Source organism: Pseudarthrobacter cellobiosi (assembly GCF_023913815.1).
In the GTDB taxonomy this organism is placed as follows: domain Bacteria; phylum Actinomycetota; class Actinomycetes; order Actinomycetales; family Micrococcaceae; genus Arthrobacter; species Arthrobacter cellobiosi.
On sequence record NZ_JAMXBK010000024.1, the window covers coordinates 301,613 to 321,264 of the forward strand.

Sequence of the window (19,652 nt, forward strand, 5' to 3'; positions counted from 1 at the left end):
AAAGGTGCAACCGAAGAAGTCTTGGCGCAGGATGCTGCAAGTTCTCATCAACATCGCATCAAGCGTTGCTAGTTTCGTGGTTGAGCTGGTGCAGGACCAGCCACCCGAACTCGCTCAGGAGTCCACATGCTTTCTCTCCACACTAACCTCATGATCCGCCTTCGTAGGGAAGAAAAGGGCGCCACGGCTGTCGAATACGGCATCATGGTCGCGCTCATCGCCGTCGTCATCATCGTCGCCGTCACGCTCCTCGGCGGGACTCTGACTGACATGTTTACGCAGACTTCCTGTTCCATTAGCAGTGGCACGTACACCGCCCCAGCAGCCGGCGCTGCTGCCGGCACTGGAACCTGCGCCCCCTAAGGCGCTCCTCCTGAGGCGCCCAGCGCACCACCAGGCCTGAGAGTGGCGGCGGCAATCAAGCCGCCGCCACTCTCGTTTCCGAAACAAGATCGGTCTGACCGAAAGGCACCACTCATGTCCAGGGCATCCGAGCGTGGAGCCGTTGCGGTCGAGTTTGCGATCGTGGCGCCCCTCTTGGTCATGCTGCTCCTTGGCATCATGGAGTTCAGCCGTGCATACAACGCCCAGGCCTCACTCGCTGCTGCCGCCCGTGAAGGCGTCCGGGTCATGGCGATCTCCAATAATCCGGCAGCCGCGCGGACCGCCGCGAAGAACACTGCAGTATCTCTCCGGCCAGGGCTGACGGACGCGAACATCACGTTCAAGGACATCGATACGCCAACCTCAACCACCTGCGCCCCGGGCCACCGCATAAGCGTCACCATCAGCTACAACCTTTCCACAATGACGGGCATAGCCGGCCCGTTCTCCATGACAGGCAAGGGAGCAATGCTATGCGGCGGCTGAATCGAACCAGGGTGAAGAACGACGGCGAACGCGGCGCCGTGAGCGTCATCGTCGCCTTCATGCTCGTGGCTCTTTTGGGGTTCGGCGCCATCGCCGTGGATGTGAGCATGCTCTACGCCGAACGGACACAGCTCCGCAACGGAGCCGACGCTGCCGCACTGGCCATTGCACAAAGATGCGCCGCGAGCGCCAGCGATCCGGGCTGCTCTGCAACGTCTGCCCTCGCTGCATCCCTCACCAGCAGCAACGCCAACGATGGCCTCAGTAACGTCAAGTCAACGGCTCTGGACAAAACCGCCCGGACAGTGACCGTGACGGCGTCCGCGCAGGAAGCCGGCCACTCCCCCAACGAGGTTTCCCTCTTCTTCGCCCGGGCCCTGGGAATAAATACTGCCGAGGTCACCGCCCCGGCAACGGTCAAGTGGGGCAGCCCCATCAAAGGACCCACGCCCTTTCCCGTCACCGTGTCCATCTGCCAGGTCCGCGACAGCACGAACGTGATGCAGCTCCTTCAGTTGCATGGAAAGAACGCCAACGCCGACTGCAATTACGGTCCGTCGGGCGCAGCAGTGGAGGGCGGCTTCGGCGGCCTCAAGCAGGATCCCGGCGAGTGTGGCGCCATCATCGATATCGCAACCAGCACTGCGGGCGGCGACACCGGCAACAATGCCCCACCCAACTGCGAAGCCACCCTGAACGGGTGGGCTGCGGACATGAACGCGGGAAAGGACGTCATCATCCTGCTGCCCATCTTTAACAAAGTGACCGGCTCCGGAACAAATGCCGTTTTCAAGCTCATAACCTTCGCCGCATTCAGAGTGGCTGGGTGGAAGGTCGGCAACACCGGCCTTCCGTACACCTTCCGCAACCGGGCGCCGGACGTCCCCGCAGCCCTTGAATGCCGGGAACCATGCCGCGGCATCATCGGCACGTTTGTCAGGCACGTCTCCTTGGCAGCCGGATACACCCTGGGGCCAATCAACCCGGACGGGGCCACCGTCGTCGCGCTCAGCAATTAGTCAGAGAACACCATGATTTTTGAAACACACAGGAGCAGTCAGTGAAATCACGTTTGTTGGCCGGAGTGGTGGCAGTCCTACTGGCCATTGTCGGCGCAGTCATCGTGGTGTCCTACGCCCAGGGCGCGGACCAGCGGGCCGTTAGCGGCCTCGATCCTGTGGGAGTCCTGGTGGTCACGAAAGCCGTGCCCGCCGGCTCCTCGGCAGAGACCTTAAAGGCAGCGGTGGCCCTTCAGCAACTGCCGGGCACCGCCGTCGCAAAAACCGCACTGAACACCCTGGACGGCTCGGGTGGAAAGGTCACTTCCGCAGATCTGGTCCCTGGCGAGCAGCTGCTGGCCGAACGCCTTGTCTCCCCCGAGGAACTGAAGTCCTCCGGCTCTGTGCCGGTACCGGCAGGCCTGCAAGAGATCTCCTTCCAGCTGGAGCCGCAGCGCGTCGTCGGCGGCCGTGTGACGCCCGGCGATCATGTTGGCATCTTCATCTCCATGCCCACCGGCGGCATCGAAGCGAAGTCGGATAAGGAAACCGTCCAGCTGTCCATCCACAAGGCACTGGTGACCGCCGTCCAGCGAGCGCCGGAAGGCGCAGCGGCGAAGCCGGCGCCGTCGGCAACCGACGCGCCTGCGCCGGATCCGCGTGACGTGAACCTTCCCACCGGGTCCCTGATGGTCACCGTTGCAGTGAACGATATCAATGCTGGCAAGATCGTCTTCGCCGCAGAGTACGCGTCCATCTGGCTCAGCAGGGAACCCCTCGACGCGCAGGACAGCGGTCCGCGCATCATGATCCGGCCGGACGTCTACAAATGAGCCGCTTTGTCCTCATCACCCCTGACGTCGACTTCGACGCCCGCCTCCGCCAGGCCGTTGCCGGTGGCCTCCAAGGCGGCGTGCAGACCTTCTTCACCAGCGTGCTGCCCGCGGACCCCCACCAGCTCTTCGCCAGCCTGGACCAGGAACATCCCGAGGTGCTGGTTTTAGGACCGGAAGTACCCCTTGACGAGGCCCTCCGTTTCGCTACAGTCCTCAACGTAGGGTTCCCCGACCTCAGCGTCATTGTGGCCGCCGAACCGGATCCGGACTTTCTCCTGCACGCTATGCGCGCAGGAATCCGCGACATCGTCGCCCCCGACTCGGACGCAGCCCAGCTGCGCGTGCTCCTGGAGCGTGCCAGCCAGTCCTTCTCCAACCGCCACCGCTTGGCGGCTCCCCAGCAGGCAACGGAATCCGGCAAGGGCCTGGTCATCGGCGTCTTCTCGCCCAAGGGCGGCGTGGGTAAAACCACCATTGCCACCAACATTGCCATCGGCCTGGGCAAAGTGGCGCCCATGAGCGTCGTCATCGTGGACCTGGATCTCCAGTTCGGGGACGTCGCGTCCGGGCTCTATCTCGACCCCGAGCACACGGTCACGGACGCCGTCTCCCCCGCAGCAAGCCAGGACTCCCTGGTCCTGAAGGCGTTTCTAACAGTCCACCCGGGCAGCATCTATGCCCTCTGCGCCCCGACCACTCCCATCGATGCGGACGAGATCACACCGGAGCAGATCAGCCGGCTGCTCGAACAGCTGTCGGAGCAGTTCCAGTACGTGGTGGTGGACACGGCGCCCGGACTGCCCGAAATCGGGCTCGCGGCCATGGAAATGTGCACCGATGTGGTCTGGGTCAGCGGCATGGACATCCCCAGCGTGCGTGGCCTGCGCTCCGGGCTGGACATCCTGCGCCAGCTGGACATCCTTCCCGAGACCCGGCACGTGGTGCTGAACATGGCTGACCCCAAGAACGGCCTCACCGTCCAGGACCTCGAATCGACCATGGGCGCGCCCGTTGATGTGAGCATCCCGCGGTCCCGCGCCGTGGCCCTGTCCACAAACCGCGGAATCCCTGTCCTCCAGGAACCGGTCAAAGACCCCGCGACCAAAGGGCTCAACCAGCTCGTTGAACGCTTCAACCCTGCGTGGCGGGCCAAGTCCCAGCGCAAACTGCACCGAAGGGTAGTGGTCTAAATGAAACTTTCAGAGCGCATCAGCGCTGCCCAGTCCCAGACCCAGTCAATTGCCCAGCCTGCTTCCGCGAAGGCTTCAGCGCCCGCGCTCCCTCAGCCGCGCCCGGAAATCCCCACCCAGCGCGTGCAGTGGTTTGAACAGACCCCCGGACAAGGAACGACGACGGCGGCACCGCCCGCCGCCGTCGTCGTTCCTGCCCACGCACATCCGGAAGAGACGCGGTCGAAACCCCTAAAGCCCGTGGACGTTTTCGCCGCGCTCAAGGAAAGGGCCGCCACCGCTCTGTTCGAGCGCCTGGGTGCGCGGTTCAACGACTCCGGGATCACCGAACACGAACTGAAAACCTCGGCGCGGGAAGAACTGACGCGCATCATTGATGCCGAGCAGGTTCCCCTGTCGGCCGAGGAGCGGACGCGCCTTGTCCAGGACGTCGCCGACGACGTCCTCGGTTACGGCCCGCTGCAGCGGCTGCTGGATGACCCCGACGTCACCGAAATCATGGTCAACCGCATGGACCAGATCTACGTGGAGCGTAAAGGGCACCTCACGCTGGCGGATTCCCGGTTCAGCTCCGAGGAGCACCTGCGCAAGGTCATCGAACGCATCGTGTCCAAGGTGGGACGCCGCATTGACGAGTCCTCGCCCCTCGTGGATGCACGGCTGGAAGACGGTTCGCGTGTCAACGCTGTAATCCCTCCTCTGGCCGTGGGCGGCTCCTCGCTGACCATCCGTAAATTCAGCAAGGTCCCGTTGACGGTCCGGAACCTCATCGACTTCGGCACCCTGACGCCGGAGATGGCGGAACTCCTTGACGCGTGCGTCAAGGCCAAGCTGAACATCATTGTCTCCGGCGGAACCGGTACCGGCAAAACCACGCTGCTGAACGTCCTGTCCTCCTTCCTGCCGGCCAACGAACGCATCGTGACCATCGAGGATGCCGTGGAACTGCAGATCCAGCAGGACCACGTGGTCAGGCTGGAAAGCCGTCCGCCCAACACCGAGGGCAAAGGCGAAGTGACCATCCGCGAACTGCTCCGCAACTCCCTGCGTATGCGGCCGGACCGCATTGTGGTGGGTGAGGTCCGTGGCGGCGAATCGTTGGACATGCTCCAGGCCATGAATACCGGCCACGACGGTTCCCTCTCCACGGTCCACTCCAACTCTCCGCGCGACGCTGTTGCCCGCCTGGAAACGCTGGTACTCATGGCCGGGATGGACTTGCCGCTGCGGGCCATCCGGGAGCAGATCGCATCAGCTGTGAACCTGATTGTCCAGATCTCGCGCCTGCGTGACGGTTCCCGGCGGATCACCCACGTCACTGAGGTCCAAGGCATGGAAGGGGACATTGTCACCCTTCAGGACGCCTTCGTCTTCGACTATTCCGCGGGCGTTGACCAACATGGGCGCTTTCTGGGCAAACCCGTTGCCACCGGTATCCGTCCACGGTTCATCGACCGGTTCGAGGACCTCGGGATCCATGTGTCGCCGGCCGTTTTCGCCACGCCGGCCGGGCCGGGTCCCGCTGCGACGAGCCCAACCGGCACCGGAAGGGCCTAGGACGATGCTGATCATTGTTGGAACCGCTTTACTGTTCCTCGCCCCCATCATGCTGGGCGTGGCGCTGGTACTACCACGCACCCCCGAAATCGCCCTGGACCGGCGCCGTCCCTACGAGGCGGACCCGCCGTCGCGCCTTACACTGCTAACTGACGCCACGGTGGGTGGTCTGGGACGATTCCTGGGCACCAGGAACGTCCGTCTCTACAACCGCGAAGCTCTGGAAAATGCAGGGCTCCGGCTGAGCCAGACTGAGTACATGGTGCTGGTCATCGCCGGCGCCACCGTGGGCGCCCTGGTTGGGCTCGTCATGGGTGTCCCTGCTGTCTCCGTCCTGCTTGTTGTCCTGGCGCCGTTCGTGGGCCACATTGTGCTGGGCTTCCGCGCCGGCAAACGGCGCGCCAAGTTCGATGGACAACTCGGCGACACCCTGCAGCTGCTCTCCGGCGGCCTGCGGGCAGGCCACAGCATCCTCCGGGCCATCGACGCCGCAGCCGCTGAATCCCAGAGCCCTACGTCGGAGGAGATGCGGCGCGTTATCACCGAGACGAGCCTGGGCCGCGATCTGTTGGCTTCCTTGACTGACACGTCGGAGCGCATGCGGAACGAGGACTTCGTCTGGATTGCCCAGGCCATCCAGATCAACCGCGAAGTGGGTGGCAATCTGGCGGAGGTCCTGGACCAGGTCAACGAAACCATCCGCGAGCGCAGCGAAATCAAGGGGCACATCAAGTCCCTTGCCGCAGAGGGGAAATTCTCCGCGTACATCCTCATCGCCATGCCCTTCGGCATCGTGCTGATGCTCATGACAGTGAACCCCGGCTACATGAACTCGATGTTCACGCACCCGCTCGGTTGGGGCATGATCGGTGCGTCTGCGGTCCTGATGACCATCGGCAGCCTGTGGATGCGCAAAATCATCGATCTGAAGTTCTGAGCCTGCCATGAGCCCTCTGGTAATTTCCTCGCTCCTGTTGGTTTCCGTTCCCGTTGGCTACCTGGCCTGGTCCATCCTGTCCGTCGACCGGAAGGCGCGGACTGCCACCGTCGCCATCCTCACCCGGGGGCGCCAAACTGCCGAAGCACCGGAGAGTCAATCCCGGGGCTTCCTGACAGGGATCGGTTACCGCCTGACTCCCCCGGCCTATGTCCGCAAGCTCGATCGCTTGCTGTCGCTCGCTGGCAGGCCGCTGTCCATGCCCCTCGAAAAGGTTCTTGGCGCCAAGATAGCCCTCGGCTTGGCGGGCGCGTCCCTGGGGATCTACCTCAGCGTCGTCGGAAGCACGCCCATGATGAAGCTCGCCGGGATCTTCCTCCTGTTCCTCGGCTACTTCATCCCTGACCTGATGCTTTACAGCAAGGGCACCGAGCGTCAGAAGGCCATGCAGCTGGAACTGGCCAATACCCTGGACCAGATGCTGATCTCGGTGGAGGCCGGCCTTGGCTTCGAAGGAGCGATGGCCCGGGCCGGCGAAAACGGCAAAGGACCGCTGGCTGAAGAGCTGGTCCGGACCCTGCAGGACATGCAGGTGGGCCGCAGCCGGCGTGAGTCGTATCAGGCACTGGCCGAGCGGACCAACATCCCGGAACTTCGGAGCTTCGTTCAGGCTGTGGTCCAGGCCGACACCTATGGCATCGCCATCAGCCGGGTGCTGCGGATCCAGGCCAAGGTGATGCGGGTAAAACGCCGCCAGCGTGCCGAGGAGAAGGCCATGAAACTGCCCGTGATGATCCTTTTTCCCCTGCTGTTCTTTATCTTTCCCGTGCTCTTCATCGCCATTCTCGGTCCCGCTGTTATCAACACGGTTGTCACATTCAGCGGGCAATGACGGCGGATACCCAAAGTCAAGGATCACTCAAGGTTTCCACAGGATAGACCTAAAACGGACTCCGAAGTAACTACAGGAAGTAGCCTTGAAGCATGGATAGTCCACGACTCACCTCCAGCAGCGGGGGTGTCCCTGCCGAGCCGGGGGCTGCTGCGGGCCTGGGTTCCGGACAGCCGCAGGCGGGAGAAGAGGCCATGCGCTGGGTCGAGCCGGACATCCTGGCGGAGCTGGAAGCAGAGCTGGAAGGCCCCGAACTTGCCCTTGGATTCGCCCGCGACTACGCGTCTTTGTGGGACCAGCGCTTCAGCCGACTGGCGGCAGCGGTCCACACCGAGGACCGCCCCATTGCCTTGGACGCCGTCATCAGCCTGCGGATCGCTTCAACCATGGTGGGCGGGATCCGTTTGTCAGTCCTGGCCCAAGCACTGGAGGATGCCATCCGCCGCAGCGACTTCGTCCAAGGCCAGGCGCTGCTGGCAACCCTCGCCGAGCACGGAGTGCGTACAGTCTCAGAGCTCCAGGCGAGCTACATCCTCAAGAACGACTAGTGACCAGCCCCCGGCCAGCCCTGCAGGTCGGTCCTTGTTGGTGCGAGCCGGTAGCCCACTCCGCGCACCGTCTGAAGCCAGCGCGGTGACTGCGGATCCTCCCGCAGCTTGCGGCGAAGGTTCCCCACGTGGACTTCCACGGCCCGCTCGTCAGCCTCACTGATATAGGCATCGGCCTCATAAAGGTCACCCCGGACCGCGCGCACCAGGTCCGTCCGCGTGCATACTGCCCCCTCGCCGCGGAGCAAAGTGTGCAGGAGGTCGAACTCACTGCGGGTGAGCCCAAGGTTGACCTCACCAATCACCACCGTGCGGGTCCGGTAGTTCAGAATGAGTCCGTTATGCTGGATAATCCCCGGGTGGGTGAAGGTTGCCGGCGCGGCCGGTGGTGAAGCCCATGAAGCAGCCTGAGGTGTAATGGCGACTTCATGGCGCGGCCTGCGCATCATGGCCGCCACCCTGGCCCGGAGCTCACGCGGCCTGAAGGGCTTGGCAATGTAGTCGTCCGCCCCGGCGTTCAGGGCCGAGAGCAGATCCGGCTCCTCGGTCCGGCCGGTCAGCATGACTACATAGGCATCACTGAAGTTCCGGATGCGCCGCAGGACCTCAAAGCCGTCAATGTCCGGAAGGCCGATGTCCAGCGTGACCACCTGGGCCTTGTTATCCCGTACCACCTCAACGCCTTCCCGCCCCTCGGCGGCAGTATGGACCTCAAAGCCTGCCTGGCGCAACACTCCTTCGAGGAGGTTCCGCACATCGGCGTCGTCTTCAATTACTACTGCAACCCCAAGATCTTCCATATCAGTCCCCGTTGCCAGGTGGACGAGGTCCCCATCAGCCCAGCGCCAATCCCTCATCCACTCCAACTCTCTATACGGTACAAGTATGAACGGCGGATGACACGCCTTCTCGAGATTAGTTTTGGAAAGTCAATTACCATGACAACACATGCATATCCGGATTCTGAAGATAGACCGCGTCGGCCGTCTGATATTCGGTTGCATCAATTCATTGGGGACGGAATGGGGGCCGTCACGAAAGTTGGAGATCCCCTATGGCTATGCGTCCCTCGCCCCGGGGTGTGGCCCTCTATTTCCGCAAGCTCGGCCCCCGCACCCAGGTGGCACTGTGCCAGCTTCCGATGATGCTGATTGTCACCATTTTGGGCATAGTGACGCCGTTTGGCTGGCCCTCGCTGCTGACCAGCCCCCTCTATCTGGCCGGAATCGCCATACCTCTCGTACTTTTTGTGGCCTGTTTCCTGACGCCGTGGGAGCGCCTGCCACGCAGCGCCTATCTGCTGATCCCCGCCCTTGACCTGCTCGCAATCGGACTCCTGCGGAACAGTGCCACAACCTTGCTCCCTGGACTCGTGGTTCTGGTGGTTTTCCCGGTCATCTGGCTCGCCGCTTCCGGAATGTTGGTTCGTAGCAGCCTAATTTTGAGCGCCGTTGGGCCGTTCTTCATCATGCTCCCCTCCGCGGCCGCAAAGTTCCCCAACGTCACGGCGGCCGACATTACTCCATTGGTTCTTTTCCCGCTGGTGATGCTTGCTGTTTCACTCGCGATCCGCTTCGCCAGCGTCAACATGCGCGTCCAGCAGCGCGAGCTGCAGGCCATGGGCGAGGAACTCCGGGAGCTGCTCGCCGCGAGCCGGGAACGCGAGGAACTCCTGATGACCATCCTGGACGCCACCGACGTCGGCATTGTTGCCGTCGATTCGAACGGTGACCAGCTGCTGGCCAATAACATGATGCGGCGTTGGCAGCAGACCGCCGCACCGGCCGGCGTCGTGCCTGCCGACCACAGCGAACACCGAGTCTTCGCCCAGGACAAGGTGACTCCCCTGCCACCGGACAAGCGACCCCTCCGGCGCGCCGTCGAGGGTGAATCATTCGCAGACTATCTGGTGTGGATCGGCGAAGGTCCGCAGCAGCGCGCGGTATCCACCGCGGCCAGGCCGTTAATGGACGACGGCGGCCGCCTCACCGGAGCGGTGGTCGTCTACAGCGACGTGACGGGGCTGGTTGAAGCCATGGCCGCGAACGAGGAACTGGTCTCGAACGTGTCCCACGAATTCCGGTCGCCGCTGAATTCCATCCTTGGCAACATCGACCTGGTGCTCGAGGACAGCGACGGGCTCTCCGCCCTCACGGTCCAACGCCTGGACGTGGTGCAGCGCAACTCCGAACGGCTGCTTGCCCTGGTCTCGGACCTGACGCTCGAGGCCTCCGCCGCCCTGAACGTTCACCCGAAACGCACGGACATTTCCGGCCTAGTGGAGACAAGCATCGGCTCGGCCCAGGCGCACGCGGAGCGGTCCTCCGTGGCTCTGGTGGCCGATGTGCCCTCACCGCTCTGGGCCTATGCCGACCCGCTCCGGATCGGCCAGGCACTGGATAACCTGGTCTCGAACGCAATCAAGTACTCCCCCGACGGCGGCACTGTAACCATCAGCGCGGCCGGCACCGAGGACTGGGTCAAGCTGGTTGTTCAGGACACCGGGATGGGCATGGTGCCGGAGGATGCGGCCAAGGTTTTCAGCCGGTTCTTCCGTGCTGAGTCGGCCCGGGACGCGGCCATCCCGGGCGCCGGGCTGGGCCTCTCCATCACCAAGACCATCCTGGAACGCCACGGCGGTGCCATCGCCTGCGCCAGCGCCCTGGGCGGCGGCAGCACGTTCACCATGACGATCCCCACCCCCTCATCGACTGCTCCGTAAGGGCCCTTTTCGAGGCCCAAAAGGGCGCTGACGGAGCAATCGATGGGAGCTCAGTGCTTGCGGACTGCCCTTGTCAGCTCGGCGCGGGCCAGCATCTCGTCGTCTGACGGGTAGGCCACTTCTTCTAGGACCAGCGGGTGCGGGGCGGCCAGGACAGATTTGGCGTCCCGTTTCTTGGCCAGCAGCCGCTCATGCAGCCATCCCGGCTCCTCGATGCCCTCGCCCACGAACAGGGCCGAGCCAACCAGGGACCGCACCATGTTGTGACAGAACGCGTCAGCCTGGACGGTCGCCACAATAACGCCATCCTCGCCGCGGTGGAACTCGAAACGCTGCAGCTCACGGATAGTGGTGGCACCCTCCCGCGGCTTGCAGTAGGACAGGAAGTTCTGCAGCCCCAGCAGCTGCACGGCACCCGCGTTCAGCAGGTCCACGTCCAGCGGGCTTTGGTGCCAGAGCGTGAAGTAACGTTCGAGCGGATCCCATAGGGCAGGTCCGTCCGCGATGCGGTAGCTGTAGCGCCGCCAGAGTGCAGAGAACCTGGCATCGAAGCCCACGGGCGCCAGGGACACCAGGTGGACCTCGATAGCCCCGCTCAGGTCCCCCAACCCCCTGCTGAGGGCGCCACGAATTCGCCGAAGGAACGCGACGGCGGGATCCAGTTCGTGCCCGCGCGGCAGTTTCAGCCACTCGGCCTCGGTCAGGTCCAGGTGGACCACCTGGCCGCGGGCGTGCACGCCGGCGTCGGTACGTCCCGCCACGGTGACCCGGATGGGCCGGCGGATCAACAACGCCAGCGCCTCTTCCAGGATGCCCTGGACGGTCCGCAATCCCGGCTGCACTGCCCACCCGTTGAAGGGGCCGCCGTCGTACGATAAATCAAACCGGACACGCAAAAACCCGCCGCCCCCCAAAACGGGGGCAGCGGGTTTTTGGTCGTTCATAGACATAAGTCTACTGGAGCGTCAGAGCCTGATTACTCAGCTTCGACGGCCTGTGCAGCTTCGCCACCGGCAGGCACGAAGCCTGCGGCTGCGGCGGACTCTGCAGAGTCGAACCAGACTTCAGCAACCGTGGCGTCGTACCAGCGTGAGCCGGGAACGTGGTACTTCATGGAGTCCTCGTTGCCCTTGACCTCGAAGCCCTCAGGGGCAACGTTGTCAGCCGTAGCAGGCTTGGAGCCGGCGTACTTGGCTTCAGCAGCTTCGGTCTCGACAGGCTCAGCAACCGGAGCAGCCTTGGCGGCAGCCTGGGTAGCCTCGGCCACAACGGCCTGCTTGGCGGAAACCGGCTCGAGAACCAGTTCGATGACAGCCATGGGAGCGTTGTCGCCCTTACGGTTGCCGATCTTGGTGATGCGGGTGTAGCCGCCGTCGCGGTTCTCCACCGCCTGTGCAATGTCGGTGAACAGCTCGTGGACGATGCCCTTGTTGCTGATCAGGCCGAGTACACGGCGGCGGGAAGCCAGGTCGCCACGCTTGGCGAAAGTCACCAGGCGCTCGGCGTACGGCTTCAGTCGCTTGGCCTTGGTCACCGTGGTGGTGATCCGCTTGTGCTCGAACAGTGCGGCGGACAGGTTCGCGAGCATAAGACGCTCGTGAGCCGCTCCGCCTCCGAGGCGCGGACCCTTAGCGGGGGTAGGCATAATAGTTTCTCCTCATATGGAAGCCAGTGGGCTGCGCACACCGTGGTGCATCCAGCCAGCCGGCCAAGATCTGTTTGTTAGAGTTCGTCGTCGCCGAAAGCGGCGTCGTCCTCTTCAATTGCTGCGGCGCGTGCTGCGAGGTCAAAACCGGGAGGCGAGTCCTTGAGGGACAGGCCCAGTTCAACCAGCTTTGCCTTGACCTCGTCAATGGACTTCGCACCGAAGTTACGGATGTCCATGAGGTCAGCCTCGGAGCGTGCAACAAGTTCACCCACGGTGTGGATGCCCTCACGCTTGAGGCAGTTGTAGGAACGGACGGTGAGGTCCAGATCCTCGATCGGCAGTGCCATGTCTGCTGCCAGGGCAGCATCCGTCGGCGACGGGCCAATCTCGATACCTTCAGCTGCGGTGTTCAGCTCGCGGGCCAGACCGAAGAGTTCCACCAGGGTGGTACCTGCGGAAGCAACAGCATCGCGCGGGGCGATGGCCTGCTTGGTCTCGACGTCGACAATGAGCTTGTCGAAGTCGGTGCGCTGCTCAACACGGGTTGCTTCCACGCGGAAAGTAACCTTCAGGACCGGCGAGTAGATCGAGTCGACCGGGATACGGCCGATCTCGGAGTCGCCGGACTTGTTCTGAGCTGCCGAAACGTAGCCGCGGCCGCGCTCGATGGTCAGTTCGAGTTCGAACTTGCCCTTCGAGTTCAGCGTGGCAATGTGCAGATCCGGGTTGTGGAATTCGACGCCGGCCGGCGGAGCGATGTCCGCGGCGGTGACGACTCCGGGGCCCTGCTTGCGCAGGTAAGCCACAACCGGCTCGTCGTGCTCGGAGGAAACCGACAGGCTCTTGATGTTCAGGATGATCTCAGTGACATCTTCCTTGACACCCGGAACCGTGGTGAACTCGTGCAGCACGCCATCGATCCGGATGCTGGTTACAGCGGCACCGGGGATGGAAGAGAGCAGGGTACGGCGGAGGGAGTTTCCGAGGGTGTAGCCGAAGCCCGGTTCCAGCGGTTCAATGATGAAACGCGAGCGGTTATCGGAGACTACCTCTTCGGAGAGGGTGGGGCGCTGTGCAATGAGCACTTAGGTTTCCTTTCGGCGAGCATCCGCTATATGACGCAACACAGGTGGTGGAAATTCGGTCTGAAGACTTAACGCGGCTGGGCTTGCCCGGACCATTGACGGTCCGGGCAAGCTCAAGCTGCTGGAAAAGCCTTAGACGCGGCGGCGCTTCGGCGGACGGCAACCGTTGTGCGCAGCGGGGGTGACGTCCTGGATGGAGCCAACCTCCAGGCCAGCGGCCTGCAGCGAGCGGATTGCGGTCTCGCGTCCGGAACCCGGTCCCTTGACGAAAACGTCAACCTTGCGCATGCCGTGCTCCTGCGCACGCTTGGCAGCAGCTTCGGCAGCCATCTGGGCTGCGAACGGGGTGGACTTGCGTGAGCCCTTGAAGCCAACCTCACCTGAGGAAGCCCAAGAGATAACAGCGCCGTTCGGGTCCGTGATGGACACGATGGTGTTGTTAAAAGTGCTCTTGATGTGCGCCTGGCCCAGCGCGATATTCTTTTTGTCCTTCTTACGCGGCTTGCGAACCGCGCCACGAGTCTTCGGGGGCATTTTTTCTCCTACAGAAAGTTATTGGGGGAAGACGAGTCAATCCCGAGGGATTTAACGAGCCTTCTTCTTGCCTGCAACGGTGCGCTTCGGACCCTTACGGGTACGTGCGTTCGTCTTCGTACGCTGTCCGCGCACTGGCAGGCCCTTGCGGTGGCGAATACCTTCGTAGCTGCCGATTTCAACCTTGCGGCGGATATCAGCTGCTACTTCGCGGCGAAGGTCACCCTCAACCTTGTAGTTGCCTTCAATGTAGTCACGAAGCTCTACCAGCTGTGCATCGGTGAGGTCCTTAACGCGGACGTCAGCGCTGATGCCAGTGGCAGCCAGGGTTTCGTGTGCACGGGTCTTGCCCACGCCGTAGATGTAAGTAAGCGCAATTTCCAACCGCTTTTCGCGGGGAATGTCTACGCCAGCGAGACGAGCCATATTGGCAGTACTCCTTGAATAAACCGGAGGTCGTAGGCAGTACACCCGCACGTTCTGTGCGGCCCCAGCCTCCGACCGGGGGTTAGCTGTCCGGGCTCATACGTCCCAATTCAGCTTGTGCTGCCTTTATTTACTTGCGTGGGTTAGCAACCCAGGATTTCCCTCGGGAGGGAAATTAGCCCTGGCGCTGCTTGTGGCGCGGGTTCTCGCAGATCACCATGACCCGGCCATTACGGCGGATCACTTTGCACTTTTCGCAGATCTGCTTGACGCTCGGCTTGACCTTCATGGCATTCCTTTGCGTGTGGCAGTTGGTCAACTGGAGCAGCCGTCAGCTCATGCTGAGGCCGCCCAGAATTTACTTGTAGCGGTAGACGATACGACCCCGAGTGAGGTCATAAGGGCTCAGTTCCACCACTACCCGGTCCTCAGGGAGAATCCTGATGTAGTGCTGGCGCATCTTGCCTGAGATGTGCGCGAGTACGATGTGCTTGTTGGTCAGCTCAACGCGAAACATCGCGTTAGGCAGCGCCTCAGTCACAACGCCTTCGATCTCAATGACCCCGTCCTTCTTGGCCATACCCTCCGCTAACTGTTGTTGCCGCAGCCCTGCCGGATTGCACCGGACATGACCACGAACGTTTTTGTTGGATCGGTTATCACCTCCGGCCCCAAACAGGGCACAGCTGGGCAGACAACCAACAAACCACTTTACTGTAAGTGGGTAGAAAGTCCAAACTAAAAATGAAAGTACACACCCTACCCGGTAATTGAGCTTGCCGAAATCCCGTCCAGTATCGCCAAGCGTACGACGTCGGCTGCCGCACTCTGCAGGGTAATGAGACTCACCTGCCGGGCAGTTTCAGTACTCCGGTCCAATGCCACACCTCCGGTAGCAAGGCAAAAGACAGTATCGCCGTCGGCCAGGGTGTGCGAGGGGTTCAGCGCCCGAGCCAGCCCAGCATGTGCCGCAGAAGCAGTTCTCTTGCACTCGGCGGGGTCCAAGACAGCGTTTGTCGCCACAACTACAAGTGTCGTATTGAGCGCAGGTGGCCCGGCATCCGCTGACGGGGAATCGGGAACCCGGAAGCGCGCCTCTAAGGTGGGCCCACGCGAGCCGGGTTCCCTGGCCGAGCTTGCGAGGTTAGGGGGCTCGTGGGGCGGAACGACCGAGCGCGCGGAGGGCTGCGGCTCCTGCCGCCCGTCGACAACCGGAAACCCCAGAGCGTTCACCACGGCCAGCGCCCCCACAACCACGCCGTTCTCGAGCGTGACCGAAGCCGTCCCCACTCCCCCTTTGAACTGTCCGCGTCCGATCATCGCTCCGGTGCCGGCGCCCAGACTGCCGCGTCCGACGTCGTGCCCGTCCTTTTCGGCAGCAGCGGCGGCGGTTGCCGCGTATCCCATGTCCGCCGTCGGGCGTGCTAAGAAGTCGCCTCCCCTGCCAAGGTCAAAGATGGCGGCGGCGGGGACGATCGGCACCACTCCCCCGGTGACCGCGAAGCCCCGGCCGTTCTCCTCGCACCAGCGCTGCGCACCGTGGGCGGAGACCAGCCCATACGCGCTGCCGCCGGTGAGGACTACGGCGTCCACCGTGGAAACGAGCGTGGTGGGATCCAGCGCGTCGGTCTCGTGTGTTCCGGGTCCCCCGCCCCGGACGTCCACCGACCCGACAGCCCCCGGCGGCGGCAGCACCACGGTGACGCCAGTCAGCCACCCGTCGTCGGTCTTCTGCGTGTGCCCAACCCTGATCCCAGGCACATCCGTGATTGCTCCCATGCGATCCATTCTGCGCTATCGCAGTACAGCACTTCCCGCCCGTCAGGCAAACACTATGCAATACTGCAAGCAACACAGCGTTAATGGGCAATGAAGCCTTCAATAACTATCCTCTGACGAGGGCTTATGCGGGATTCTGCCCACCAGCCGTGTGGTGAAGTATGCCTAGAACCCCTGCCCATCGGCCAGCCATTGCAGGCCCCGATCCGTTAGAGACACCAATGACCCGGCAACTCGCTTCCACGTCACCGGCCAGTCCGCCCGACCAATCCGGTCCGCCCGGCAAACACCAGACCCGGCGCTGGTCCGGCCGGGCCCGGCGGGACTTCTTCGTCTTCCTCGCCCTGGCACTCCCCAACCTGATACTGATCGCAGTATTCACGTACCGGCCCCTCATCAGCAACATCTACTACTCAACCCTCGACTGGACCCTTGGCTCCGCATCGGCCACCGTGGTGGGAATCGACAACTACGTCACGTTCTTCACCAGCGACGACGCCCCCAAGGTACTGGGCACCACCGCCGTGTTCACACTGGTGACCGTCGGCGGCTCCATGCTGCTGGGGCTTGTCATCGCGTTAGCGCTGAACTCCAAGGTACGGGGCACCACGTTTGCCCGGTCCGCTGTCTTCGCTCCTTATGTGCTCTCCGGGGTGGGGGTTGGCCTGGTCTGGCTTTTCATCTTCGATCCGGGATACGGCGTCCTGGCCTGGATTCTCCGCGGCATCGGCCAGCAGAGCCCGCAATGGATCAACGATCCCCAGCTGTCGCTGGTGATGGTCATCCTGGTTTATGTCTGGAAAAACCTTGGCTACTGCGCCGTGGTATACCTCGCGGGCCTGCAGTCACTGCCGCAGGACGTCATGGAGGCTGCCTCGCTGGACGGGGCGAACGGATTCAGGCGCTTCCTCAGCATGTCCATCCCGCTCCTGTCCCCCACCACCTTCTTCCTCCTGATCACCACCATGCTGAGCTCACTCCAGGCGTTCGACCTGATCCGGATCATGACACCCCTCGGAACCGGCACCAGTACCCTGATCTACGAGGCCTACCTGCAGGCGTTCGGCGCGTTCAACAGGGCAGGGTACTCCGCAGCGATTTCCGTGGTCCTCTTCGCCATCCTGCTGGTCATCACTGTCCTGCAGTTGCGTTTCGTGGAACGGAAGGTGCACTACTCATGAGTTCGCTCTCTCCGGTCAACCCTGACCCAACGGCTCCCCCTGTCGCACCGTGCGAAACTTTCATCCCCCGGGACCGGCCCTTCTCGGCACGGAACCTCATCCAGACCATCGCCGGCGGCTACGTTCCCCTGCTGCTGGCAACGCTGGTGGTTTTCCTGCCCTTGCTGTGGATGATCCTGAGCTCCTTCAAGCTGCCCGGGGAAATCATCACCATGGACCTTAAAATCCTGCCGGCGAGCCTGAACCCGGAGAACTACAACATTGCGATGACTACCGTGCCGTTCGCGCAGTTCTTCATCAACAGCACCATCGTCACGGTGGTGGGCTCAACTATTAAAGTCCTGCTGGCCATCCTCACGGCCTACGCACTGGTATTCGTGCGCTTCCCCTTCAGGAACGCCATCTTCATCCTCATCCTTGTGGCCCTGATGGTCCCGCCGCAGGTCTCCATCCTGCCGAACTACATCCTGATCGCCGGGCTGGGCGGCAAGAACACCCTGTGGGGCATCATCCTGCCGGGGCTTGGCACAGCGTTCGGGACGTTCCTGCTGAGGCAGCACTTCCTGACGCTGCCTGCCTCCATCCTCGAGTCCGCCGAGATCGACGGCGCCGGGCACTGGCGCCGCCTGTGGCAGATCGTGGTCCCCGTGTCCATTCCCTCCATTGCCACCGTGGCGCTGGTGACGGTGGTCAGCGAATGGAACGAATACATCTGGCCGCTGATCATCACCGACCGTCCGGAAACCATGACGTTGCCCGTTGGCCTGACGCTGCTGCAGAACTCCGAAAGCAACGCCTCCGGCTGGGGCATCCTCATGGCCGGCGCCGTGCTGGTCATCGTGCCCATCCTGGTGGTCTTCGCAGCGCTCCAGCGTTACATCGTCGCGGGCCTCACCCAAGGCAGCGTGACCGGCTGACCCCGGCTCCGCCGTCGTTCTTCCACCCCAACAGCAAGACCTTCCTAGGCAACAACCGAAAGGAACCATCATGGCAACAAATCTGGACCGGAGGCATTTCCTGGGGCTGGCTGGCGTAACGGCCGGCGCCGCAGCGCTTTCCGCCTGCGGGGGGCCTGATACCGGCGGCACCACCACCTCAACGGAAGCCGCGGAAATCGACTTCAGCGGCGTGAAGCCGGCGGCGAAGATCGACTTCTGGACCAACCACCCGGGCAAGTCCCAGGACGTCGAGAAGGCCATCATCGAAAAGTTCCACGCGAAGTACCCGGATATCCAGATCAACCTGGTAACGGCCGGCGCGAACTACGAGGAAATCGCCCAGAAGTTCCAGACGTCCCAGGCCGCCAAATCGGGACTGCCCGGAGTAGTCGTGCTGTCCGACGTCTGGTGGTTCCGCTACTTCACCAACGGCAGCATCATTCCGGTCGACGGGCTCATCAAGGAGCTGGACATCAAGGTTGACGATTTCCGCCAGTCCCTGGTGGATGACTACAAGTACGATGACCGGCAGTGGGCGCTCCCGTACGGGCGGTCCACGCCGCTGTTCTACTACAACAAGGACCACTTCGCCGCCGCCGGCCTGCCGGACCGGGCACCGGCAACATGGCAGGAATTCGGCGAATGGGCCCCCAAGCTGAAAGCGTCCTCCGGGGCGCAGTACGCCTACATCTATCCCGCCCTGGCTGGCTACGCCGGCTGGACACTGCAGAACAATCTCTGGGGCTGGGGCGGCGCGTGGTCCAAGGATTGGGAGATCACGTGCGATTCACCCGAAGCCGTGGAAGCCCTGCAGTGGGCCCAGGACTCGATCTACAAGCACAACTGGGCCGGCGTCTCGTCCAAGGAAGCCGCTGACGACTTCTCTGCCGGCCTGACGTCCTCCACCATTTCCTCCACGGGCTCGCTTCTGGGCGTCCTGAAGTCCGCCACGTTCAACGTCGGCGTCGGCTTCCTGCCAGGCGGGCCTAAGGAGACCAGCGGCGTGTGCCCCACCGGCGGCGCAGGGCTGGGCATCCCCAGCGGCATTAGCAAAGAGGAACAGCTCGCCGCAGGAACGTTCCTGAAGTTCATGACCGAGCCGGAAAACACGGCAGCGTTCTCCGCTGCCACCGGTTACATGCCCACCCGTACGTCGGCGGACATGGCCACGGTGCTGGCACAGACTCCCCAGATCAAAACCGCCATGGACCAGCTCGCCGTGACCAAGGTCCAGGACCGGGCCCGCGTGTTCCTGCCCGGGGCTGACCAGGAGATGGCCAAGGCCGCCGCCAAGATCCTCACCCAACAGGGCGACGTGAAGGCCACCTTGACCGAGCTGAAGGCTACCCTCGAGGGAATCTACACCAAGGACGTCAAGCCCAAGCTCAAGGCCTAACTTCCCCGTTACCTTTTTAGTAGCCCCTTAACGAGTAAGAATTGGGGTTGTTGGCCTGTCGGTCTCGGCATGATTAAGTCCCCCAGTCATCAATGATCCGGGGGGTGTTGTCACC

The 19,652-nt window shown here is 63.0% G+C and carries 22 protein-coding genes; 13 read left to right on the plus strand and 9 right to left on the minus strand.

The genetic code is table 11. From position 1 onward, the window contains the following. The first annotated feature begins 126 nt into the window (after positions 1 to 126). From NG701_RS11795 to NG701_RS11835, 9 genes are all read left to right on the plus strand, one after another. Positions 127 to 363: a Flp family type IVb pilin gene (locus NG701_RS11795; RefSeq protein WP_252567608.1), complete on the plus strand. Its 237-nt coding sequence runs from the start codon at positions 127 to 129 to the stop codon at positions 361 to 363. Positions 364 to 477: 114 nt separating this feature from the next. Further along, positions 478 to 870 (plus strand): TadE/TadG family type IV pilus assembly protein, encoded by a 393-nt coding sequence (locus NG701_RS11800; RefSeq protein WP_252567609.1) that lies wholly within the window; start codon positions 478 to 480, stop codon positions 868 to 870. Beyond that, positions 858 to 1,889, plus strand: coding sequence for a pilus assembly protein TadG-related protein (locus tag NG701_RS11805; RefSeq protein ID WP_252567611.1), 1,032 nt, complete (start codon positions 858 to 860; stop codon positions 1,887 to 1,889). Before NG701_RS11800 ends, NG701_RS11805 begins: the two co-directional genes overlap by 13 nt. Positions 1,890 to 1,930: 41 nt before the next feature. Further along, complete coding sequence (gene cpaB, locus NG701_RS11810; RefSeq protein ID WP_252567613.1) at positions 1,931 to 2,701, plus strand: Flp pilus assembly protein CpaB; 771 nt, start codon at positions 1,931 to 1,933, stop codon at positions 2,699 to 2,701. After that, complete coding sequence (locus NG701_RS11815; protein ID WP_252567615.1) at positions 2,698 to 3,894, plus strand: CpaE/TadZ family protein; 1,197 nt, start codon at positions 2,698 to 2,700, stop codon at positions 3,892 to 3,894. The genes cpaB and NG701_RS11815 overlap by 4 nt, the downstream gene beginning before the upstream one ends. Continuing rightward, on the plus strand, positions 3,895 to 5,451 hold the full coding sequence (locus NG701_RS11820) for a TadA family conjugal transfer-associated ATPase (protein ID WP_252567617.1): 1,557 nt from the start codon (positions 3,895 to 3,897) through the stop codon (positions 5,449 to 5,451). A gap of 4 nt (positions 5,452 to 5,455) precedes the next feature. Beyond that, positions 5,456 to 6,388 carry a type II secretion system F family protein gene (locus tag NG701_RS11825; RefSeq protein ID WP_252567619.1) on the plus strand — a complete coding sequence of 311 codons (933 nt, stop codon included), beginning with the start codon at positions 5,456 to 5,458 and terminating at the stop codon, positions 6,386 to 6,388. A gap of 7 nt (positions 6,389 to 6,395) precedes the next feature. Continuing rightward, the gene (locus NG701_RS11830; RefSeq protein ID WP_252567621.1) at positions 6,396 to 7,280 is read left to right on the plus strand and encodes a type II secretion system F family protein; all 885 of its coding nucleotides are present in this window, start codon (positions 6,396 to 6,398) and stop codon (positions 7,278 to 7,280) included. Positions 7,281 to 7,372: 92 nt separating this feature from the next. Further along, positions 7,373 to 7,828 carry an Hpt domain-containing protein gene (locus NG701_RS11835; protein ID WP_252567623.1) on the plus strand — a complete coding sequence of 152 codons (456 nt, stop codon included), beginning with the start codon at positions 7,373 to 7,375 and terminating at the stop codon, positions 7,826 to 7,828. Here the strand turns inward: NG701_RS11835 and NG701_RS11840 are convergent. Then, positions 7,825 to 8,628: a response regulator transcription factor gene (locus NG701_RS11840; RefSeq protein ID WP_252567625.1), complete on the minus strand. Its 804-nt coding sequence runs from the start codon at positions 8,626 to 8,628 to the stop codon at positions 7,825 to 7,827. The genes NG701_RS11835 and NG701_RS11840 overlap by 4 nt on opposite strands. Before the next feature lie 254 nt (positions 8,629 to 8,882). Between NG701_RS11840 and NG701_RS11845 the strand changes: the two genes are divergently transcribed. Beyond that, positions 8,883 to 10,550 carry a sensor histidine kinase gene (locus NG701_RS11845; RefSeq protein WP_252567626.1) on the plus strand — a complete coding sequence of 556 codons (1,668 nt, stop codon included), beginning with the start codon at positions 8,883 to 8,885 and terminating at the stop codon, positions 10,548 to 10,550. Positions 10,551 to 10,600: 50 nt separating this feature from the next. Here the strand turns inward: NG701_RS11845 and NG701_RS11850 are convergent, their stop codons facing one another. The 8 genes from NG701_RS11850 to NG701_RS11885 all read right to left on the minus strand — a co-directional run bounded on the left by NG701_RS11850 (position 10,601) and on the right by NG701_RS11885 (position 16,022). Then, on the minus strand, positions 10,601 to 11,494 hold the full coding sequence (locus NG701_RS11850; RefSeq protein ID WP_252567628.1) for a tRNA pseudouridine synthase A: 894 nt from the start codon (positions 11,492 to 11,494) through the stop codon (positions 10,601 to 10,603). A gap of 32 nt (positions 11,495 to 11,526) precedes the next feature. Then, the gene (gene rplQ / locus NG701_RS11855; RefSeq protein WP_252567630.1) at positions 11,527 to 12,195 is read right to left on the minus strand and encodes a 50S ribosomal protein L17, sunset domain variant; all 669 of its coding nucleotides are present in this window, start codon (positions 12,193 to 12,195) and stop codon (positions 11,527 to 11,529) included. 77 nt (positions 12,196 to 12,272) lie between these two features. Next, the gene (locus tag NG701_RS11860) at positions 12,273 to 13,283 is read right to left on the minus strand and encodes a DNA-directed RNA polymerase subunit alpha (RefSeq protein ID WP_056344331.1); all 1,011 of its coding nucleotides are present in this window, start codon (positions 13,281 to 13,283) and stop codon (positions 12,273 to 12,275) included. A gap of 132 nt (positions 13,284 to 13,415) precedes the next feature. Next, complete coding sequence (gene rpsK, locus NG701_RS11865) at positions 13,416 to 13,817, minus strand: 30S ribosomal protein S11 (protein WP_018769149.1); 402 nt, start codon at positions 13,815 to 13,817, stop codon at positions 13,416 to 13,418. A 51-nt stretch (positions 13,818 to 13,868) separates the two neighbouring features. After that, positions 13,869 to 14,243, minus strand: coding sequence for a 30S ribosomal protein S13 (gene rpsM / locus NG701_RS11870; protein WP_028275004.1), 375 nt, complete (start codon positions 14,241 to 14,243; stop codon positions 13,869 to 13,871). A gap of 175 nt (positions 14,244 to 14,418) precedes the next feature. Then, on the minus strand, positions 14,419 to 14,532 hold the full coding sequence (rpmJ, locus tag NG701_RS11875) for a 50S ribosomal protein L36 (protein ID WP_009358722.1): 114 nt from the start codon (positions 14,530 to 14,532) through the stop codon (positions 14,419 to 14,421). Positions 14,533 to 14,601: 69 nt separating this feature from the next. Continuing rightward, positions 14,602 to 14,823: a translation initiation factor IF-1 gene (gene infA / locus NG701_RS11880; protein WP_009358723.1), complete on the minus strand. Its 222-nt coding sequence runs from the start codon at positions 14,821 to 14,823 to the stop codon at positions 14,602 to 14,604. 179 nt (positions 14,824 to 15,002) lie between these two features. Beyond that, positions 15,003 to 16,022, minus strand: coding sequence for a P1 family peptidase (locus tag NG701_RS11885; protein WP_252567632.1), 1,020 nt, complete (start codon positions 16,020 to 16,022; stop codon positions 15,003 to 15,005). Between the two features lie 221 nt (positions 16,023 to 16,243). Here NG701_RS11885 and NG701_RS11890 point away from each other — a divergent pair, with 221 nt between their 5' ends. The 3 genes from NG701_RS11890 to NG701_RS11900 all read left to right on the plus strand — a co-directional run bounded on the left by NG701_RS11890 (position 16,244) and on the right by NG701_RS11900 (position 19,537). Then, the gene (locus NG701_RS11890) at positions 16,244 to 17,203 is read left to right on the plus strand and encodes a carbohydrate ABC transporter permease (RefSeq protein WP_252567634.1); all 960 of its coding nucleotides are present in this window, start codon (positions 16,244 to 16,246) and stop codon (positions 17,201 to 17,203) included. After that, the gene (locus NG701_RS11895; protein WP_252567636.1) at positions 17,200 to 18,120 is read left to right on the plus strand and encodes a carbohydrate ABC transporter permease; all 921 of its coding nucleotides are present in this window, start codon (positions 17,200 to 17,202) and stop codon (positions 18,118 to 18,120) included. Before NG701_RS11890 ends, NG701_RS11895 begins: the two co-directional genes overlap by 4 nt. A 70-nt stretch (positions 18,121 to 18,190) precedes the next feature. Then, a complete protein-coding gene (locus tag NG701_RS11900; protein WP_252567638.1) occupies positions 18,191 to 19,537 on the plus strand; it encodes an ABC transporter substrate-binding protein in 1,347 nt (448 codons plus the stop codon). Positions 19,538 to 19,652: the final 115 nt, after the last annotated feature.